Below are 15827 nucleotides of genomic sequence, written 5' to 3' on the forward strand. Positions count from 1 at the left end.
CGTGCGAAGGGTCCGCCCGGCTCAGCCGGGCGGCCAGCGGAAATCGTCGGCTCGGCCGGGCTGCGGCATCGGCGCGTTGCCGCGCAGCAGCGTCCGCTCCACGGTCCCGGAATTGTCCGGATCGCGCGGACGGCCGTTGAGCAGCGCGCCGCCGGGCGACACCTCGCTCCGGCTCAACGGTACCACGGGGCCGGCCGCGGGCTTCACCGGGAGCGCCGGCACGCCGGGCGGCTCCGGCAGGCTCGGCAACATCGCGGTGATCTGACGATCGATCGCCGCGGTATCGGTGGCCGCCGCGGTCCCGTCGAGGCTCGGCCCGGGTGTCGCGGGCGATGCGGTCGGCGCCACGGTCGCGGTCGGCGACGGCTCGGCCGTGCCCGGCACCGCGCCCATCAGCCGCTTCAGCTCGACATCGGCGAAGTGGGCGAGCTTCCGGTCGCCCGCCTTGGTGAAATGGACACCGTCCGCGGTGCGGAGCTTGGCGATCTGGCCTTCCGGATCCGGGCCCGACGCAGCGTACCGGTCCCGGTCGTCGACGAAGCCCGGCCAGATATCGACGTAGGTCCCGCCGGCCTTGGTGACGGTGTCCCGGACAATGTCGTTCAGGGAAGCGAGGTCCCGGCTCAGGGACTCGCTCTGGACCGGCGGCAGCCCGACCCAGATCAGCGGGATCTTGCGGTCGGTGAAGACTTTCGCCAGCGCCTCCACCCGGGCGCGGTAGAGGGCGCGCCAGCGGTCCGTGAGGGGATCGGCCGTCTCGTCGCCCTCGCGGATCGGTTGCCGGTCGTTGGCGCCCAACATCACCAGGGCGTAGCGCACCTTCGCGTTGCTCTGGAGGTAGTCCTGCGCGACCTTCGGCCAGTCGACCACGTCCTTGCGCACCAGACCGCTGTCACCCTTCGCGCGATCGATCACGGCGACGTCGGCATTGTCCTCGAACACGTCGTCGAGGCCCTTGGCGAGATGGTCGGCGAGAGAATCGCCGAAGACGGCGATCTGGACGTTCGGCTCGGTCTTGGCGACCGCGGGCTTCGGCGGTGTCGGCGCCCGGGCCGGACGGACCCGCCGCTTCACCGCGGGGGGCGGGCGCTGCGCCTCTCCGGTCGCGTAGGGATTGGTGCGCTGGCGCGGTGCCCGGTAGGTGCGCTCCGGTTGCGGCGCCACCGGCTGCGGCCTGTCCTCCCAGGGCCAGTAGAACTGGCGCGGCGCCTCCTGCTGCGGCGCGTAGCGGGGCTGGCGCCCGGACGTCCCGTCATCGCGGTAATAGGCGTCCCGCGGCCGCCGGCGCGGCGGCGCCTCGTAATAGGTGCCGCCCTGCTGCTGCTGGTAGCTGTCGCCCCATTGCGCGCGGGCCGGACCGCTCCCGACGGTCGACAGTCCCGCGAGCCCCAGCAGGGCCGCGAGCCCGAGGAGGAGGGGGCGTCCCGGAGGACGCCGACGAGCGAGGACCATGCGCATCCCGTACGCTTCACGCCGAACCGGGCCCGTTCGGACCGCGGCCATTATAGGTCGAAGCCGGGCGCGGGTCTAAACCTCTCACCGGGCTCAGCGTCGCGGCGCCTCTTTCCCGGTCACACGGTCGAGCAGGGCCGGCGTCGCGTAGCCGTCGGCGGGCAATCCGACGCTGATCTGATAGCGCCGCACCGCCTCACGCAGCTTCGGGCCGGCGCGCCCATCCGTCGGCCCGTCGTAGAAGCCTGCCGCCGCGAGGCCGGTCTGGAGGGCGCGGAGGCCCGGCCCGTCGAGGCGGGCCCCGGCGGCGGGCCACGGCGCGGCCAGCGGCGGACCGCCGGCGAGCCGGTCGGCGAGGTGCCCCACCGCCAGCGCGTAGGAATCCGCGGTGTTGTAGCCGCGGATCACCTCGAAATTGTCGGTGATCAGGAAGACCGGGGCGCCGAGGCCCCCGGGCAGGAACAGGCTGGCGCGCCCGGCCCCCGGCAGCGGCCGCCCGTCGGTGCGGCGAACGCCGCGCTCGGCGAAGCTCGCGAGATCGCCCGCGTAGCGACTCAGGTCGAACTCCTTCGGCAGGCGCACCTCGTAGCCCCATGAGAGGGTCGGATTCCAGCCGAGATCCTTGAGATAGGCGGCGATCGAGGCCAGCGAGTCCGCCGCGCTGGTCCAGATGTCGCGGCGGCCGTCGCCGTCGAAGTCGACCGCGTGGGCCAGGAAGGTGGAGGGCAGGAACTGCACCTGACCCATCGCCCCGGCCCAGCTGCCGCTCATCCGGTCGGGCGCGATGTCGCCGCGCTGCAGGATCGTGAGGGCGGCGAGGAGCTCGTCGCGGAACAGGCTGCCGCGGTGCCGCGCCTCGGCGAGCGTCGCCAGCGCCCGGACGGTCGGGACGCTGCCCGCGCTCGCTCCGAAATCCGATTCGACGCCCCAGAACGCCGTCACCACCGGACCCGGAACGCCGTAGCGGCCCTCGATCGCCGTCAGGGTCGATGCGAGGGCGGCGGCGCGGGCGCGGCCCCGCGCGATGCGGCCGGCCGAGACCGCTCCGACGAGGTACTGCCAGACAGGCCGGCTGAACTCGCTCTGGCGGCGGGTCCGCGCCAGGATGCCGGGATCGGGACCCGTGATCCCGCGGAACGCCGCGTCGAAGGTCGCGGCGGAGACGCCCCGCGCCGCCGCGTCCGGACGCAGGGCCTCGACGAACGCCCGGAAGGCGTCCTCGGCGCGGGCCGGCCCGGCAGCGAGGCACGCCGCCGCGGCCAGGATCCATCGACGGGAATGCATCCGGTCAGATCCGATTGCGCTTCTCCAGGCGCTCTTCCCAGGCGAAGGCCTGGCCGACGATGGCGTCGAGGTCGTCGTGCCGGGGCTGCCAGCCCAGGCGATCGCGGATGCGCGCCGCTTCGGCGACGATCTGGGCCGGATCGCCGGCCCGGCGCGGGCACAGCCGCACCTCGAAGTCGCGCCCCGAGATCCGCTTCACGACCTCGACGACCTCGAGGACCGAGTAGCCGCGCCCGTAGCCGCAGTTCAGCGTCAGGCTCTCGCCGCCGGAGCGCAGATGGTCGAGGGCGAGGCGATGCGCTTCCGCGAGGTCCGAGACCTGGATGTAGTCGCGCAGGCACGACCCGTCCGGGGTCGGGTAGTCGGTCCCGAAGACGTCGAGCCGGGCGCGCTGGCCGAGCGCCGCCTGCGTGGCCACCTTGATCAGGTGCGTGGCGTTGGGCGTCGACTGGCCGGACCGCCCCTCCGGATCCGCGCCGGCGACGTTGAAGTAGCGCAGGACCACGTAGGAGAAGCCGTGCGCCGCGGCGGCGTCGGCGATCATCCACTCGCTCATCAGCTTCGAGCGGCCGTAGGGATTGATCGGCTTCAGCGGCAGGTCCTCGGGAACCGGCGAGGCCTCGGGCTCGCCGTAGACGGCCGCGGTCGAGGAGAAGATCACGTGCTTGACGCCGGCGCGCACCGACGCCTCGATCAGCGCGCGGGTCTTCACGGTGTTGGCGAGGTAGTAGCCGAGGGGATCGGCCACGGATTCGGGCACGACGATCTTGGCGGCGAAGTGCGCCAGGGCGTCGATGCGGTGCTGCAGGATGGTCTGTGTCACGAGGGCTTGGTCGGCAACGTCGCCGACGACGAGCTTCACGCCCTCCGGGACCGCCCAGTCGAAGCCGGTGGAGAGATCGTCGAGGACGACGACCTCCTCATGGCCGGCGTCGAGGAGCGCCAGCACCATGTGGCTGCCGATATAGCCGGCACCCCCCGTCACCAGAACCGCCATCTCGCCCTCACTGCCGCCATCCCGGCAACTGCTTACGCCTTTGCAGACGGGAAATTTACGCCCCGCCGCCTCATACTAACGATGTACATCCTTGCGACGGCTCGCGTTAAGCTATCTCACTGACCGCACAGCTGACCACGTCGTTCCATCCAGTTCCGGGGTTACCGCTCGATGAAACCGATCCGCAAGGCCGTCCTCCCCGTCGCGGGCCTCGGCACGCGCTTCCTGCCCGCCACGAAGGCGGTCCCGAAGGAGATGCTCACGGTCGTCGACCGGCCGGTGGTGCAGCACGTCGTCGACGAGGCGCGCGCGGCCGGGATCGAGCACTTCATCTTCGTCACCGGCCGCGGCAAGGCGGTGATCGAGGACCATTTCGACATCGCGTTCGAGCTCGACCATACCCTTCAGGAGCGCGGGAAGACGGCCGCCTACGAGGAGCTGAAGAAGGACCTGCCGAAGGCCGGCCAGACCAGCTTCACCCGCCAGCAGGCGCCGCTCGGCCTCGGCCACGCGGTGTGGTGTGCCCGCGAGATCGTCGGCGACGAGCCGTTCGCGGTGCTGCTCCCCGACATGCTGAGCCGCGGCTGCATGCAGCAGATGCTGGCCGCCTACGATCGCCACGGCGGCAACATCATCGCCGTCGAGGAGGTGGCGCCCGAGGAGACGCACCAGTACGGCATCGTCAGCGTGGGCGAGACCTACGGCCAGTCCTTCCAGATCACCGGGATGGTCGAGAAGCCCAAGCAGGGCACGGCGCCGTCGAACTTCATTATCTCCGGGCGCTACATCCTCCAGCCCGAGATCTTCGGGATCCTCGAGCACGGCAAGAAGGGCGCCGGCGGCGAGATCCAGCTCACGGACGCCATGATCGACCTGATGGAGAAGCAGGCGTTCTACGGCATGCGCTACGAGGGCCGGACCTACGATACCGGCTCGAAGCTCGGCTTCCTCACGGCGAACCTCGCCTACGCCCTGGAGCGGAACGATCTCGCGGGACCCCTGCGGGCCGAGATCGAGAAGCTGCTGAAGAGCCAGGGCTGAACGGCGCTGCGGGCGCGGATCCGATCACCGCGCCCCGCTAGCCGGCACGCTCGACGGCGTCGGTTCTCGCTCTCGTTCGAACTACGCCTGCACGCGGCAACGCGCGCTGCGGCCAGAGAACGCGCTTCAGGTATGCGCGCAGAGCGGCCGCGGCGGGCGATTTCCGCTTGCTTCTTGTGCGGCGCACTTTATTTTTTGCGTTGCGAGATCGCGATGGCGTCGCGGTCTCGCTGCCCTTCTTGGGCGTTTCCTCCCTAGACTTCGGGCCGCTCCTTCGGGAGTGGCCTTTTTTCTGTCCGGAACACCACCGTCCTTCTTCGTGAACGGTCGGGGCAGGGCCCCTATTCCGCGGCCATCCGGCGGGGGACGAGATCGTCGAGGTCCTTGGCGACATCGGCGACGACGCCGCGCAGCGCCTCGACGAGTGCCGGGAAGCCCGCCGTCATCGCGAGGCTGGCCTCGTTCATGTAGAGGCCCCGATTCAGCTCGATCTGCAGCGCGTGGCGGTCGAGGTTCGGCTCGCCGTAATGCTCCGTGATGAAGCCGCCGGCGTAGGGCTTGTTGCGGACCACGCGGAAACCCCGGGCCCGGAACGCGGCCTCGAATCCGTCGATCAGGACGGGTGCGCATGCCGTGCCGTAGCGGTCGCCCAGCACCACGTCGGCTTTCATGTCCGGATCGCGGCCGAGGCTCGAGGACGGCATCGAGTGGCAATCGACGAGCATGCAGTGGCCGTGGGTGCGCGCCGTGCGCTGGACCAGTCCGCGCAGCGCGCGATGATACGGCTTGTACAGGCTCTCGATCCGGGCGGTCGCCTCGGCGACCGGCAGGCGCCGGGCGTAGATCTCCTGACCGTCGGCGACGACCCGCGGCACAGTCCCGAGACCGCCCGCGACGCGCATCGACCGGGTGTTGGCGAAGGGCGGCAGGCGCCCCTCGAACATGCGCGGGTCGAGCTCGTAGGGCTCCCGGTTCACGTCGAGGAAGGCGCGGGGGAAGTTGGCCCGCAGGAGCGGCGCGCCCAGTCCGACGACCGACGCGAACAGGCGATCGACGTGGGCATCCTCGGAGCGGCGCAGGGTCAGCGCGTCGAGCCGCGAGGCCGCGATGAAGTCGGGGGGGTAGACGGCCCCGGAATGACCGGTATTGAAGACGAAAGGCAGGGTGTGCGCCGCGGGCTCGTCGACCGCGAAGGCCGGGGCAAATCCGAAGGCGTCTGGCTGTACCGGTTCGGTTGCAGTCATCGGCTGGTGGACACCCCGGCGGTTGAACGAGGACGGCAGGCGCTCACTGTGGTGTGCGATCGATCGCCTGTCCACTCCGCACCGGCGGCCGACGCAGTCGCCCGGGAGACACGCGGCGGCGGCTGCGCGCTCCATCCTAACACCTTGTTTACCATCGCCTCCCTTTATGGGATCAACTTCTCGACTCGAAGGCTCGGATCCGGCCGATGAAAATCCTGCTGGCGGAAGACGACAACGACATGCGCCGGTTTCTGGCCAAGGCGCTGCAGAACGCGGGCTACGATGTCCTGTCCTTCGACAACGGCCTCTCCGCCTACAACCGGCTGCGCGAGGAGCCGTTCGAGCTGCTGCTGACCGACATCGTGATGCCCGAGATGGACGGCATCGAGCTGGCCCGCCGCGCCACCGAGCTCGATCCCGACATCAAGGTGATGTTCATCACCGGCTTCGCGGCGGTCGCCCTCAACCCGGATTCGAAGGCCCCGAAGGACGCCAAGGTCCTGTCCAAGCCCTTCCACCTCCGCGATCTCGTCAACGAGGTCGAGAAGCTCCTGGCCGCCTGATCCTGCCGGTGCTTCGTCGACGGCGCGCGCGCGTTGCCCTGTGACCACACGGGCATAGGCAAGGCGCGCCCCGCGCTCCTATATGTCCCGAGTTCACGCGCGGGACGACGATCGCGATGCAGCCGGTCACAATCTACACCACGGCCTGGTGTCCATACTGCTCGGCGGCCAAGAGCCTGCTGAAGGAGAAGGGCGCCGCCTTCCAGGAGATCGACGTCGAGCGCGTGCAGGGCGCCCGGTCCACCATGGTCGAGCGCGCCGGCGGCCGCACCAGCGTGCCCCAGATCTTCGTCGGCGCCACGCATGTCGGCGGCTGCGACGACCTCTACGCCCTCGACCGCGCCGGCAAGCTCGACCCGTTGCTCAAGGACACGGCCGATGCCTGAGGCCCGCTTCACGGCTGCCTGCGTGCAGATGCGGTCGGGGCGGGACCCGGCAGCCAATCGCGACGCGGCCGTGGCGGGCGTGCGCGAGGCGTCGGCGCGGGGCGCGGCCTACGTGCAGACTCCCGAGATGACGTCCCTGGTGGAGCGGAGCCGCGAGCGTCTGTTCGCCCACGTCACCACCGAGGAGCAGGACCAGACCCTGGCGGCGCTCCGCGAGGCCGCGCGTCAGACCGGAACGGTCGTCCAGATCGGCTCGATCGCGGTCAGGGCCGGCGATAAGATCGCCAACCGCGCCTACCTGATCGGCGCCGACGGGGAGATCCTGGCCGCCTACGACAAGCTGCATCTCTTCGACGTCGACCTGCCGAGCGGCGAGCGCTGGCGGGAATCCGCCACCTATTCCGGTGGCGCCTGCGCGGTGCTCGCCGAGACGCCGTGGGCCACGCTCGGCCTGACGATCTGCTACGACATCCGCTTTCCCGGGCTGTACCGCGCCCTCGCCGAGGCGGGCGCCGACGTGCTGACCGCCCCCGCCTGCTTCACCCGGCAGACCGGCGAGGCCCACTGGCACGTCCTGCAGCGGGCCCGGGCCATCGAGACCGGCGCCTTCGTGATCTCGGCGGCGCAGGGCGGTCGGCACGAGGACGGGCGCGAGACCTACGGCCACTCGCTGATCGTCGATCCCTGGGGCCGGGTCCTGGCCGATGCCGGCGGGGACGAGCCGGGGATCATCCTGGCGGAGATCGACCTCGCGCAGGTCGCGGAGGCCAGGGCCCGCATCCCCTCGCTGCAGCACGGCCGGCCCTTCACCGTCGAGCGCGTCGGTTCGCGGACTCGGGCCGCGCAGTAGTCACCACAGCAAGCAACAGAATGATCCGGTACAGTCTCGTCTGCGATGCCGGGCACGGCTTCGAGAGCTGGTTCCCGTCCTCCGATTCCTACGACACGCAGGTCGCGCGCGGCCTCGTGACGTGCCCGGTCTGCGACAGCGCCAAGGTCAGCAAGGCCCTGATGGTGCCGAGCGTCGCCCGCACGGATCGGGAGCGCGCGGCACCGCCGGTCCCGAAGGCGGAGGCGCCGGTGAGCATGATCGCCGAGCCGGAGCGACAGGTGCGGGCGATGCTGCGCGCGCTCCGGGAGCACGTCGTGGCGAATTCCGAGCATGTCGGGGCGCGCTTCCCCGAGGAAGCGCGCAAGATCCACTACGGCGAGGCGGAGGGGCGTTCGATCTACGGTGAGGCGAGCCCCGCGGAGGCGCGAGCCCTGATCGACGAGGGCATCGAGGTGGCGGCGATTCCGGTCCTGCCCGACGACCGGAACTGACCGGCCTCGCCGGTCCGCGCGCGTCAGGGACGCAGCGCGGCGGTCCCCGCGAAGGAGGCCAGCACGGCCGAGATCGCGGCGCTCCAGCCGGCGAGCGACACGCCCAGCACCCGGAGCGCGGCTACCGAGCAGTCGACCACCTTCGTGGTCTGCAGGCTGTTGAGGAAGTCGCCGACCTGCCCCGGATTGGCGCCGGTGCCGCCGCCGCAATCGGCGGGTCCCGGCCAGAAGCCCCATTCCGCGCCGGCGTGGTAGACGCCGATCCCGGCCCCGTAGAGCAGGCCGAGGGCCGCGAGCCCGAGGGCGATCCGCGCCAGGCGCTCCGGCAGGAACAGGGCCAGCAGGCCCAGCGGCACGGCGGCGTAGTAGGGCAGCCGCTCCGTCAGGCAGAGCTTGCACGGCGCGTAGCCGTACCCGTACTGGAGGACGAGCGCGGCCCCGACGGTGAGGGCGGAGGCGATCGCGAGCCAGAGGCCAGCGGTCTTGAGGCGCAGCGCAGCCGCCGTGTTCATCGCTACAGGATCACCTTGAAGAGCAGGAAGCCGAGGACGATGACGGCGACGGAGATCGCCGCGACCGCGTTCAGGTGCCGGTCGAGCACGCCGCGAATCTGGACACCGTAGCGGCCGAGCAATCCGGCGAGAATGAAGAAGCGGGCGCCGCGGGTCACGATCGACAGGATCGTGAACCAGAACAGGCTGTAATGCGCGAAACCCGACGTGATCGTGACGAGCTTGTAGGGGATCGGCGTGAGCCCCTTCAGCAGGATCACCCAGTGGCCGTATCGCGCGTAGGAATCCTGGAAGGTGGCGGCCGAGTTCTGCAGGCCGTAGAGGCGGATGAGCCACTCTCCCACGGAGTCGAACAGCAGGGCTCCGATGGCGTAGCCGACCAGACCGCCGAGGACCGAGGCGACCGTCGTGATCGTGGCATAGAACCAGACCCGATCCGGCCGGGCGACCGCCATCGGGACGAGCATCACGTCCGGTGGAACCGGAAAGAAGGAGCTTTCGGCGAAGGCCACGGCGCCGAGCGCGTAGGGCGCGGACGGCCGGTCACTGAGGGCCAGGATCCACGCGTAGAGCCGGCGGAGCATTCAAGGTCCCGGATTATGAGATCGGCCGCCCTTTGAGCATAGGCGCCCCGCCTTGGCCAGATCGCCGACCGACGCAAAACAACACTTGGCCGAAGCCGCCGACCTATGCGAAGAGCCCTGGCGCGCGGGTATGGCGGAATTGGTAGACGCGGGCGACTCAAAATCGCCAGCCGCAAGGCGTGGGGGTTCGATTCCCTCTACCCGCACCACGGCGCCACCGATCGCCGTGGGACTTCGCCGGACGGTCCGACCGTATTCGCGCTCCGAACACCGATCCCATCCATGACGAGCGCGATTCCGTCGCTCTGACGCGACGCGCTTCGGCCCCTATCTTCGCCATCGCGCGGCCGGCGGGGCCGGTCGTTCAGACGGGGCAGGGGTGTGAACGAGCACGGAATTGTCGCGGTCCTCGGCGCCGGCATGGCCGGCGCGGCCGCCGCGCGCCGGCTGGCCGAGGCGGGCCTCGGCGTCCGGGTCTTCGACAAGGGGCGCGGGGTCGGGGGACGCATGGCGACCCGGCGGGCCGGTGAGATGCAGTTCGACCACGGCGCACAGTTCATGCGCGCGCGCGGGCCTGCCTTCGCGGCCGAGCTCGACCGGTGGACGCGGCGGGGCATCGTTGCGCCCTGGGCCGGCTCCGACCGCCATGTCGGCGTGCCGGGCATGACGGAGCCGGTCCGCGCCCTGCTCTCGGACCTTCCGGTCTCGAGCGCGACGACGGTCGTGCGGCTTCGACGGCAGGGAGCGCGCTGGCACGTCGAGGACGCGGCCGGCACCGTGCACGGCCCGTTCGACGCCGTCGCGATCACCTTCCCGGCCCCTCAGGTCACGACGCTGCTCGAGGCATCGGGCGTCGCGTTGCCCGGTGTCGGGGGCGCCACCTACGCGCCGTGCTGGTCGCTCATGGTGGCGACGGAGACGCGACCGCGGGATGCCCTCGTCGAGCCTCGGACCGACGCGATCGGCCTGATCGCGCACGATTCCGCGAAGCCCGGGAGGCCTGCCGGCTCGCGGCTCACGGTGCACGCGACGCCCGCCTGGTCCCGCGGACACCTCGAGGCCCCGCGCGAGGCGGTCATCGCCGCGCTTCTCGGGGCGGCCGAGGACGTCCTCGGCGCCGCGCTCCGGCCGTCCCACGCGGAGGCGCATCGCTGGCGCTACGCCCAGGTCGAGACCGCCCTGGAGCAACCCTGCCTGTACGATCCGGACCTGCGTCTCGGGGCGGGCGGGGATTGGTGCCTCGGTGCCAGGATCGAGGCGGCCTACGACAGCGGTCAGGCACTGGCCCGGTGCCTCCTCGCCGATCTGGGCCGGCCCGCGTGATCCCGCCGATCGCCTTCCATCCGGCCTACGAGGCGCCGCTCCCGTCAGGCCACCGTTTCCCGATGCGCAAGTACGGCCTGCTCGCCGAGACCCTGATCGCCAAGGGCCTCGCGCCCCTGGGCTTCGTCACGCCCGAGCCCGCCAGTGCCGAGATCCTGCTGCGCGCCCACGATCCGGCCTACGTGGATGCGGTGCTCGCCCACGATGTCGGCCGGGACATCGAGCGGGCGATCGGCTTGCCGGTCGACGCCGCCCTGGTCCGCCGCTCCCGCGCCTCGGTGGGCGGCACCCTCCTGGCCGGGCGCCTCGCCCTCGCGGAAGGCCTCGCCGGCAGCGCCGCCGGCGGCAGCCACCACGCGCGGCGCCGGCAGGGCGCCGGTTTCTGCGTGCTGAACGATGTCGCGGTGGCGGCCCGCACACTCCAGGCCGAAGGTCTGGTCCGGCGCGTCCTCGTGGTCGATCTCGACGTGCACCAGGGCGACGGGACCGCGGACTGCCTCGCCCTCAGTCCCGACCTGTTCACGCTCTCGATCCATTGCGAGAACAACTACCCGGCCCAGAAGATCGCCGGCGACCTCGACATCGGTCTGCCCGACCGGCTCGACGACGCCGCCTATCTCGATGTCCTGCGCGCCCGCCTGCCGCCGCTCCTCGACGCGTTCGCGCCGGATCTCGTCTTCTACAACGCGGGCGTCGATCCCCATCGCGACGACCGTCTAGGCCGTCTCTGCCTCACCGATGACGGCCTGCTCGCCCGCGATCGCTACGTCGTGGCGCAGGCCCGCGCCCGTGGGATCGCGCTCGCCGCGGTGATCGGCGGCGGGTACACGCAGGATGTCGAGGCCCTGGCGCGCCGTCATTCCCTGGTCTTCGAGGCGCTGGCCGCCGAGGCAGCCGCGGCGTCGACGCTCGGGTGAGACCCTGCGCGGGAAACCTGCGCGACTTCTCGGAGTGAGACCGGATTGCATCACGCGACGGTCGATATGCAGTCCTCGGATTCGCGGGAAAGGTTTTGGGAAGGGCTGCGGTCGAGGATGCGGGTCAGGCGGATTGATGAGGCGGATCCGCTGCTCGCACTCGATGACGCCGTTGGGGATCGACCATGCTCGCGCGGGTCTGGGATGTGGTGAAGGCGACGCTGGCGGTGTCGGCCCTGATCGCCGCCGCCCTCGTCTCGGCGGACAAGCTCGATCGCCAGAGAACACAACCGGTCGCCGGCGCGGCTCTGATCGAGCCTGCGATGACCGGTGCGATCGCACCGGCGGGACGTCCGTGACGTCAGCGGCCCCTCGGTCGGCGGCTGCGAACCTGCGTCAGATTGAAACAAGCACGACGGGATATCTTCTCCGGCCTCGGCGTTCTCGCCGGACGCCGAGGCTTGGCCGCTCGCTGTCCCGATCCGTTCAGGAGACATCCTTGATGAAGTCCGCCACTTTCGCCCTCTTCGCGGTCCTGATCGGCACGGCGCCCGCGCTCGCGGAGACCGGCGCGGACCGGGCCGCCTGCACGCCGGACGTGATGCGCCTGTGCGCCGCCCAGATCCCGAACGCGGGGGCGATCACACTCTGCCTCCGCGAGAAGCGGGTGTCGCTCAGCGGCGCGTGCCGGACGGTGGTCGACCGGTCCGACCGGCCGGCCCGCGAGATCGCGAACCGCCGATAGCGCGACACGCCGCCAGCCCGCGACTCGCGGCCGGGCCTCGCCGGCGAAGTGGCCGACCGCGACGACGTGGCGGCTCGCTCTGTAAACCGGTCGCGCAGGCGCGGTCAGGCCGCCTGCGGAGGCGCGCACCGAGCGAAGGTCCTGGGGCGCGGCCGATACGCTCTGCCGTGTGTGCTCGGCCCGACCGGACAGCCCGCCGTCCGTGTTCTCAGGCGGAGCGCTCGAACGCCGCCACGTAGGCCGCGGCGTCGCGGGCGACGTCGGCCGCCGCCTTCCCGGGCCGGTAGAGATTGGACCCGAGGCCGAATCCGTCGGCGCCCGCCTGCCGCCAGCCCGCGATGGTCTCGGGCACGACTCCGCCGACGGCCAGAACCCGCGTGTCCGGCGGCAGGACCGCGCGATGCGCCCGAAGCGCCAGGGACGTCGCGACATCCGCCGGGAACAGCTTCAGCGCGGTGGCGCCCGCCGCCAGGGCCGCGAAAGCCTCCGTGGGCGTCTGATAGCCCGGAAGGGAGACGAGGCCCGCCGCGACGGTCGCGCCGATCACGGCCGGATCGGTGTTCGGTGACACCACGAGGGTACCGCCGGCGCTGGCGACTTCGCCGACCTGAGTCGGCGTCAGGACCGTGCCGGCCCCGACCAGCGCCCGCCCGGCGAGCCGCTCGGCGAGCGTTGCGATGCTCCGGAGCGGGTCGGGCGAGTTGAGGGGCACCTCGACGAGGGTGAACCCGGCCGCGACCAGCGCCTCCCCCACGGCGGGTGCCTCGTCCGGCGTGAGCCCCCGCAGGATGGCGACGAGGGGGCAGGCCGCGAAGGCCGCCTCGAACCGGTCGAGGATGGTCATGCCCGCAGACTCCAGATGGCGTGGATACCGGCCGTGGTTGAACCGTCGGGCACGATCACCGGATCCCCGCCCGCTTCGGTGATGGCGGCGGCGTAGAGCACTCCGAGGCGGCCGCCGCCGAGGAGATGGACCCGGCGCCGCCGCAGGTCGTCCCGGGTGCCGATATCGGCGCCGATCAGGATCCCGCTGGCACGGGCCGCGGCGTCCTCGGGGGCGAGCCGGTCGAGCAGGAGGCCGGAGCGGACCTCGAACAGGGTGGCGGCGAGATTGCGGGACGCGAGGCCGCGCCGGACACCCGCGCGGAAGGGGGCCCCGTCCCCGACCGTGCCGTCGAGCGTCCCGGCCAGGATCCCGTGCGCCCGGAGGAGGGCGAAGAGTTCGCCGGTCATCACGGTGGTGAACTCCGTGATGGCCCCGTCGACGGTCTCGATCCACTTGTTGTGCGTACCGGGCTGGCAGAACAGGGCCGTCGCCGGCGCCGCGCCCGCTCCGATCGCCCCGAAGACCTGGATCTCCTCGCCTCGCATCACGTCGGGGCGGTCTCCGCTCCGCAGGGCGACGCCGGGGACGATCCGGACGCCGGGGGCGGGCTCGAGGCAGGCCTCGGCCAGGGCGGCGAGGGTTGCCGGTGCGGCCACGTAGGGCACCGCCTGCCAGCCCCGGTTGGACCCGATCATGCCGACGGCGATGATGGGGTGAGCGCCCAGTCGCGCGCGCAGGCCCGCGATCTCCGCCGGATAGGCGTCGGGCGTCAGGGCGAGGACGCCACGCTCGTCGTGCAGGCTGTCGAGTACGGCGCCCGCTTCCGAGACGGCGAAGGCCCGCCGGTTCGTCGTGCCCCAGTCGACGGCGATGTAGGCTGGGCGATCGCCCATGCCGAAATCCCTCGGAAGAGCCATTCGATGAATTGTCTGAGTTAAGTGCGGCGCGCGGCGCGGTCAAGTTCTGTCCGGCGGCCGTCGTGACACGGAGGGCGACTGATATCACTCCCGGGGGATTGTCGCGCCGCCACGAGCGTTTGCGATGGACTGCGCGGCTTCGGATCGGCGATATGGCGGCAAGAAATCGAACCCGGGAGGGACACGCTTGGCACGGGATGTAATCCTGGCGACTGATGGCCTGACGATGGAATTCCGCGGATTCCGGGCCGTCAACGGCGTGGCGTTGCAGGTCGAGCGCGGCACCATCCATGCCCTCATCGGGCCGAACGGAGCCGGCAAGACCACCTGCTTCAACCTCCTGACGAAGTTCCTGATCCCGACCGCGGGGACGATCCGCTACAAGGACCGCGACATCACCGGCCTGAAGGCCGCGGACGTCGCCCGTCTCGGCCTCGTGCGGTCCTTCCAGATCTCGGCCGTGTTCCCGCACCTCACGGTGATGGAGAATGTCCGTATCGCCCTCCAGCGGCGGCGTCGCGGCGATTCCTTCGACTTCTGGCGGCCCGAGCGGGTCCTGCGGGCGCTGAACGGCGAGGCGCTCGCCCTCGTCGAGGCGGTGGGCCTCTCCGACTTCGCCGACGTGCTCGCGGTCGAGCTGTCCTACGGGCGGAAGCGCGCGCTCGAGATCGCCACGACCCTCGCCCTTGATCCGGAGATGCTGCTCCTCGACGAGCCGATGGCCGGCATGGGCCACGAGGACGTCGAGCGCACGGCGCAGCTCATCCGCCGGGTCTCGAAGGACCGCACCATCCTGATGGTGGAGCACAACCTCTCGGTGGTGGCCTCCCTGTCGGACCGGATCACCGTGCTGGCCCGCGGGCAGGTGCTGGCCGAGGGCGACTACGCCACGGTCTCGAAGGATCCGCGCGTGGTCGAAGCGTATATCGGGGCGGGACATGCCTGAGGCGGCTCTGAAGACACCTCCGGCGGCCGCGACCGACGCGCTGCTGACCGTCCGCGGCCTCGAGGGCTGGTACGGCGAGAGCCACGTCCTCCACGGCATCGACATCGACGTGCGCGCGGGCGAGGTGATCACGCTGCTCGGCCGCAACGGCGCGGGCAAGACCACGACCCTCCGGGCGATCATCGGGATCCTCGGCAAGCGCTCGGGCTCGATCGTCTACGACGGCGTCGAGACGGTCCGGATGGCCTCGCGGAACATCGCCCGGCTCGGGATCGGCTACGTGCCGGAGGAGCGCGGCATCTTCGCGAGCCTGACGGTCCACGAGAACCTGATGCTGCCGCCGCGGGTGAAGCCCGGGGGCATGTCGGTGGCCGACATCCACACGCTGTTCCCGAACCTCAAGGAACGCGCCGGCAGCCAGGGCACCAAGCTCTCGGGCGGCGAGCAGCAGATGCTGGCGATCGGACGCATCCTGCGCACCGGCGCCAAGCTGATCCTGCTCGACGAGCCTACCGAAGGTCTCGCGCCGGTCATCGTCCAGCAGATCGGCCGGACGATCCAGCAATTGAAGACTCAGGGCTACACGATCGTCCTCGTGGAGCAGAATTTCCGCTTCGCCCAGACTTTGGCGGACCGGCACTTCGTGATCGAGCAGGGACGGGTGGTCGACATGATCCCCAATGCGGAGCTTGACGCCAATATCGACAAGCTGCACGCCTATCTCGGCGTCTGAATCTCGCACGCGAAAACCGTAGAAGCGCCAGAAA

General features: G+C 71.0%; 19 protein-coding genes and 1 tRNA gene. 12 read left to right on the plus strand and 8 right to left on the minus strand.

Annotated features, from left to right (window positions below; genetic code table 11):
- Positions 1-21: 21 nt before the first annotated feature.
- The 3 genes from ACLBYE_RS03530 to galE form a co-directional block, all read right to left on the minus strand.
- Positions 22-1452 (minus strand): DUF459 domain-containing protein, encoded by a 1431-nt coding sequence (locus tag ACLBYE_RS03530; protein ID WP_447693062.1) that lies wholly within the window; start codon positions 1450-1452, stop codon positions 22-24.
- Positions 1453-1545: 93 nt separating this feature from the next.
- Positions 1546-2736 (minus strand): lytic murein transglycosylase, encoded by a 1191-nt coding sequence (locus tag ACLBYE_RS03535; RefSeq protein WP_447693063.1) that lies wholly within the window; start codon positions 2734-2736, stop codon positions 1546-1548.
- A gap of 4 nt (positions 2737-2740) precedes the next feature.
- Positions 2741-3733 (minus strand): UDP-glucose 4-epimerase GalE, encoded by a 993-nt coding sequence (gene galE / locus ACLBYE_RS03540; RefSeq protein WP_447693064.1) that lies wholly within the window; start codon positions 3731-3733, stop codon positions 2741-2743.
- A gap of 171 nt (positions 3734-3904) precedes the next feature.
- Between galE and galU the strand changes: the two genes are divergently transcribed.
- Positions 3905-4774 carry a UTP--glucose-1-phosphate uridylyltransferase GalU gene (gene galU, locus ACLBYE_RS03545; protein WP_020091420.1) on the plus strand — a complete coding sequence of 290 codons (870 nt, stop codon included), beginning with the start codon at positions 3905-3907 and terminating at the stop codon, positions 4772-4774.
- A gap of 341 nt (positions 4775-5115) precedes the next feature.
- Here the strand turns inward: galU and ACLBYE_RS03550 are convergent, their stop codons facing one another.
- Positions 5116-6018, minus strand: a complete 903-nt coding sequence (locus ACLBYE_RS03550) for an N-formylglutamate amidohydrolase (RefSeq protein WP_447693065.1) — start codon at positions 6016-6018, stop codon at positions 5116-5118.
- 206 nt (positions 6019-6224) lie between these two features.
- Between ACLBYE_RS03550 and cpdR the strand changes: the two genes are divergently transcribed.
- The 4 genes from cpdR to ACLBYE_RS03570 all read left to right on the plus strand — a co-directional run bounded on the left by cpdR (position 6225) and on the right by ACLBYE_RS03570 (position 8290).
- Entirely contained in the window at positions 6225-6581 is a 357-nt protein-coding gene (gene cpdR / locus ACLBYE_RS03555; RefSeq protein WP_003603128.1) for a cell cycle two-component system response regulator CpdR, read from the plus strand.
- 116 nt (positions 6582-6697) lie between these two features.
- Complete coding sequence (grxC, locus tag ACLBYE_RS03560) at positions 6698-6967, plus strand: glutaredoxin 3 (protein ID WP_056522015.1); 270 nt, start codon at positions 6698-6700, stop codon at positions 6965-6967.
- Complete coding sequence (locus tag ACLBYE_RS03565; RefSeq protein ID WP_447693066.1) at positions 6960-7817, plus strand: carbon-nitrogen hydrolase family protein; 858 nt, start codon at positions 6960-6962, stop codon at positions 7815-7817. The genes grxC and ACLBYE_RS03565 overlap by 8 nt, the downstream gene beginning before the upstream one ends.
- A gap of 20 nt (positions 7818-7837) precedes the next feature.
- The gene (locus ACLBYE_RS03570) at positions 7838-8290 is read left to right on the plus strand and encodes a DUF1178 family protein (protein ID WP_447693067.1); all 453 of its coding nucleotides are present in this window, start codon (positions 7838-7840) and stop codon (positions 8288-8290) included.
- Between the two features lie 23 nt (positions 8291-8313).
- Here the strand turns inward: ACLBYE_RS03570 and ACLBYE_RS03575 are convergent, their stop codons facing one another.
- Entirely contained in the window at positions 8314-8802 is a 489-nt protein-coding gene (locus tag ACLBYE_RS03575) for a disulfide bond formation protein B (RefSeq protein WP_020091425.1), read from the minus strand.
- Between the two features lie 2 nt (positions 8803-8804).
- Entirely contained in the window at positions 8805-9386 is a 582-nt protein-coding gene (locus tag ACLBYE_RS03580) for a YqaA family protein (RefSeq protein WP_056522002.1), read from the minus strand.
- Between the two features lie 124 nt (positions 9387-9510).
- On the opposite strand from ACLBYE_RS03580, the gene ACLBYE_RS03585 reads away from it, so the two are divergent.
- The 5 genes from ACLBYE_RS03585 (at position 9511) to ACLBYE_RS03605 (ending at position 12371) form a co-directional block, all read left to right on the plus strand.
- A tRNA-Leu gene (locus ACLBYE_RS03585) sits at positions 9511-9595 on the plus strand.
- A gap of 172 nt (positions 9596-9767) precedes the next feature.
- Complete coding sequence (locus ACLBYE_RS03590; protein WP_447693068.1) at positions 9768-10709, plus strand: NAD(P)/FAD-dependent oxidoreductase; 942 nt, start codon at positions 9768-9770, stop codon at positions 10707-10709.
- Positions 10706-11626: a histone deacetylase family protein gene (locus ACLBYE_RS03595; protein ID WP_447693069.1), complete on the plus strand. Its 921-nt coding sequence runs from the start codon at positions 10706-10708 to the stop codon at positions 11624-11626. The genes ACLBYE_RS03590 and ACLBYE_RS03595 overlap by 4 nt, the downstream gene beginning before the upstream one ends.
- Positions 11627-11811: 185 nt before the next feature.
- Positions 11812-11985, plus strand: coding sequence for a hypothetical protein (locus ACLBYE_RS03600; protein ID WP_447693070.1), 174 nt, complete (start codon positions 11812-11814; stop codon positions 11983-11985).
- Positions 11986-12128: 143 nt separating this feature from the next.
- On the plus strand, positions 12129-12371 hold the full coding sequence (locus ACLBYE_RS03605) for a hypothetical protein (protein ID WP_447693071.1): 243 nt from the start codon (positions 12129-12131) through the stop codon (positions 12369-12371).
- 208 nt (positions 12372-12579) lie between these two features.
- Here the strand turns inward: ACLBYE_RS03605 and ACLBYE_RS03610 are convergent, their stop codons facing one another.
- Both ACLBYE_RS03610 and ACLBYE_RS03615 read right to left on the minus strand, forming a co-directional pair.
- Positions 12580-13215, minus strand: coding sequence for a 2-dehydro-3-deoxy-6-phosphogalactonate aldolase (locus ACLBYE_RS03610; RefSeq protein ID WP_447693072.1), 636 nt, complete (start codon positions 13213-13215; stop codon positions 12580-12582).
- Entirely contained in the window at positions 13212-14090 is an 879-nt protein-coding gene (locus ACLBYE_RS03615; protein ID WP_447693073.1) for a 2-dehydro-3-deoxygalactonokinase, read from the minus strand. Before ACLBYE_RS03615 ends, ACLBYE_RS03610 begins: the two co-directional genes overlap by 4 nt.
- 250 nt (positions 14091-14340) lie before the next feature.
- Here ACLBYE_RS03615 and ACLBYE_RS03620 point away from each other — a divergent pair, with 250 nt between their 5' ends.
- Complete coding sequence (locus ACLBYE_RS03620) at positions 14341-15060, plus strand: ABC transporter ATP-binding protein (protein WP_020091433.1); 720 nt, start codon at positions 14341-14343, stop codon at positions 15058-15060.
- Complete coding sequence (locus tag ACLBYE_RS03625; RefSeq protein ID WP_042674624.1) at positions 15053-15793, plus strand: ABC transporter ATP-binding protein; 741 nt, start codon at positions 15053-15055, stop codon at positions 15791-15793. The genes ACLBYE_RS03620 and ACLBYE_RS03625 overlap by 8 nt, the downstream gene beginning before the upstream one ends.
- Positions 15794-15827: the final 34 nt, after the last annotated feature.

The sequence above is a fragment of the Methylobacterium sp. A52T genome, assembly GCF_053346095.1.

Excerpts from the sequence above, each read along its gene's own strand:
- ACLBYE_RS03530 (WP_447693062.1), bottom strand. The coding sequence starts at position 1,452 with ATGGTCCTCGCTCGTCGGCGTCCTCCGGGACGCCCCCTCCTCCTCGGG.
- ACLBYE_RS03535 (WP_447693063.1), bottom strand. The coding sequence starts at position 2,736 with ATGCATTCCCGTCGATGGATCCTGGCCGCGGCGGCGTGCCTCGCTGCC.
- galE (WP_447693064.1), bottom strand. The coding sequence starts at position 3,733 with ATGGCGGTTCTGGTGACGGGGGGTGCCGGCTATATCGGCAGCCACATG.
- galU (WP_020091420.1), top strand. The coding sequence starts at position 3,905 with ATGAAACCGATCCGCAAGGCCGTCCTCCCCGTCGCGGGCCTCGGCACG.
- ACLBYE_RS03550 (WP_447693065.1), bottom strand. The coding sequence starts at position 6,018 with ATGACTGCAACCGAACCGGTACAGCCAGACGCCTTCGGATTTGCCCCG.
- cpdR (WP_003603128.1), top strand. The coding sequence starts at position 6,225 with ATGAAAATCCTGCTGGCGGAAGACGACAACGACATGCGCCGGTTTCTG.
- grxC (WP_056522015.1), top strand. The coding sequence starts at position 6,698 with ATGCAGCCGGTCACAATCTACACCACGGCCTGGTGTCCATACTGCTCG.
- ACLBYE_RS03565 (WP_447693066.1), top strand. The coding sequence starts at position 6,960 with ATGCCTGAGGCCCGCTTCACGGCTGCCTGCGTGCAGATGCGGTCGGGG.
- ACLBYE_RS03570 (WP_447693067.1), top strand. The coding sequence starts at position 7,838 with ATGATCCGGTACAGTCTCGTCTGCGATGCCGGGCACGGCTTCGAGAGC.
- ACLBYE_RS03575 (WP_020091425.1), bottom strand. The coding sequence starts at position 8,802 with ATGAACACGGCGGCTGCGCTGCGCCTCAAGACCGCTGGCCTCTGGCTC.
- ACLBYE_RS03580 (WP_056522002.1), bottom strand. The coding sequence starts at position 9,386 with ATGCTCCGCCGGCTCTACGCGTGGATCCTGGCCCTCAGTGACCGGCCG.
- ACLBYE_RS03600 (WP_447693070.1), top strand. The coding sequence starts at position 11,812 with ATGCTCGCGCGGGTCTGGGATGTGGTGAAGGCGACGCTGGCGGTGTCG.
- ACLBYE_RS03605 (WP_447693071.1), top strand. The coding sequence starts at position 12,129 with ATGAAGTCCGCCACTTTCGCCCTCTTCGCGGTCCTGATCGGCACGGCG.
- ACLBYE_RS03610 (WP_447693072.1), bottom strand. The coding sequence starts at position 13,215 with ATGACCATCCTCGACCGGTTCGAGGCGGCCTTCGCGGCCTGCCCCCTC.
- ACLBYE_RS03615 (WP_447693073.1), bottom strand. The coding sequence starts at position 14,090 with ATGGGCGATCGCCCAGCCTACATCGCCGTCGACTGGGGCACGACGAAC.
- ACLBYE_RS03620 (WP_020091433.1), top strand. The coding sequence starts at position 14,341 with ATGGAATTCCGCGGATTCCGGGCCGTCAACGGCGTGGCGTTGCAGGTC.
- ACLBYE_RS03625 (WP_042674624.1), top strand. The coding sequence starts at position 15,053 with ATGCCTGAGGCGGCTCTGAAGACACCTCCGGCGGCCGCGACCGACGCG.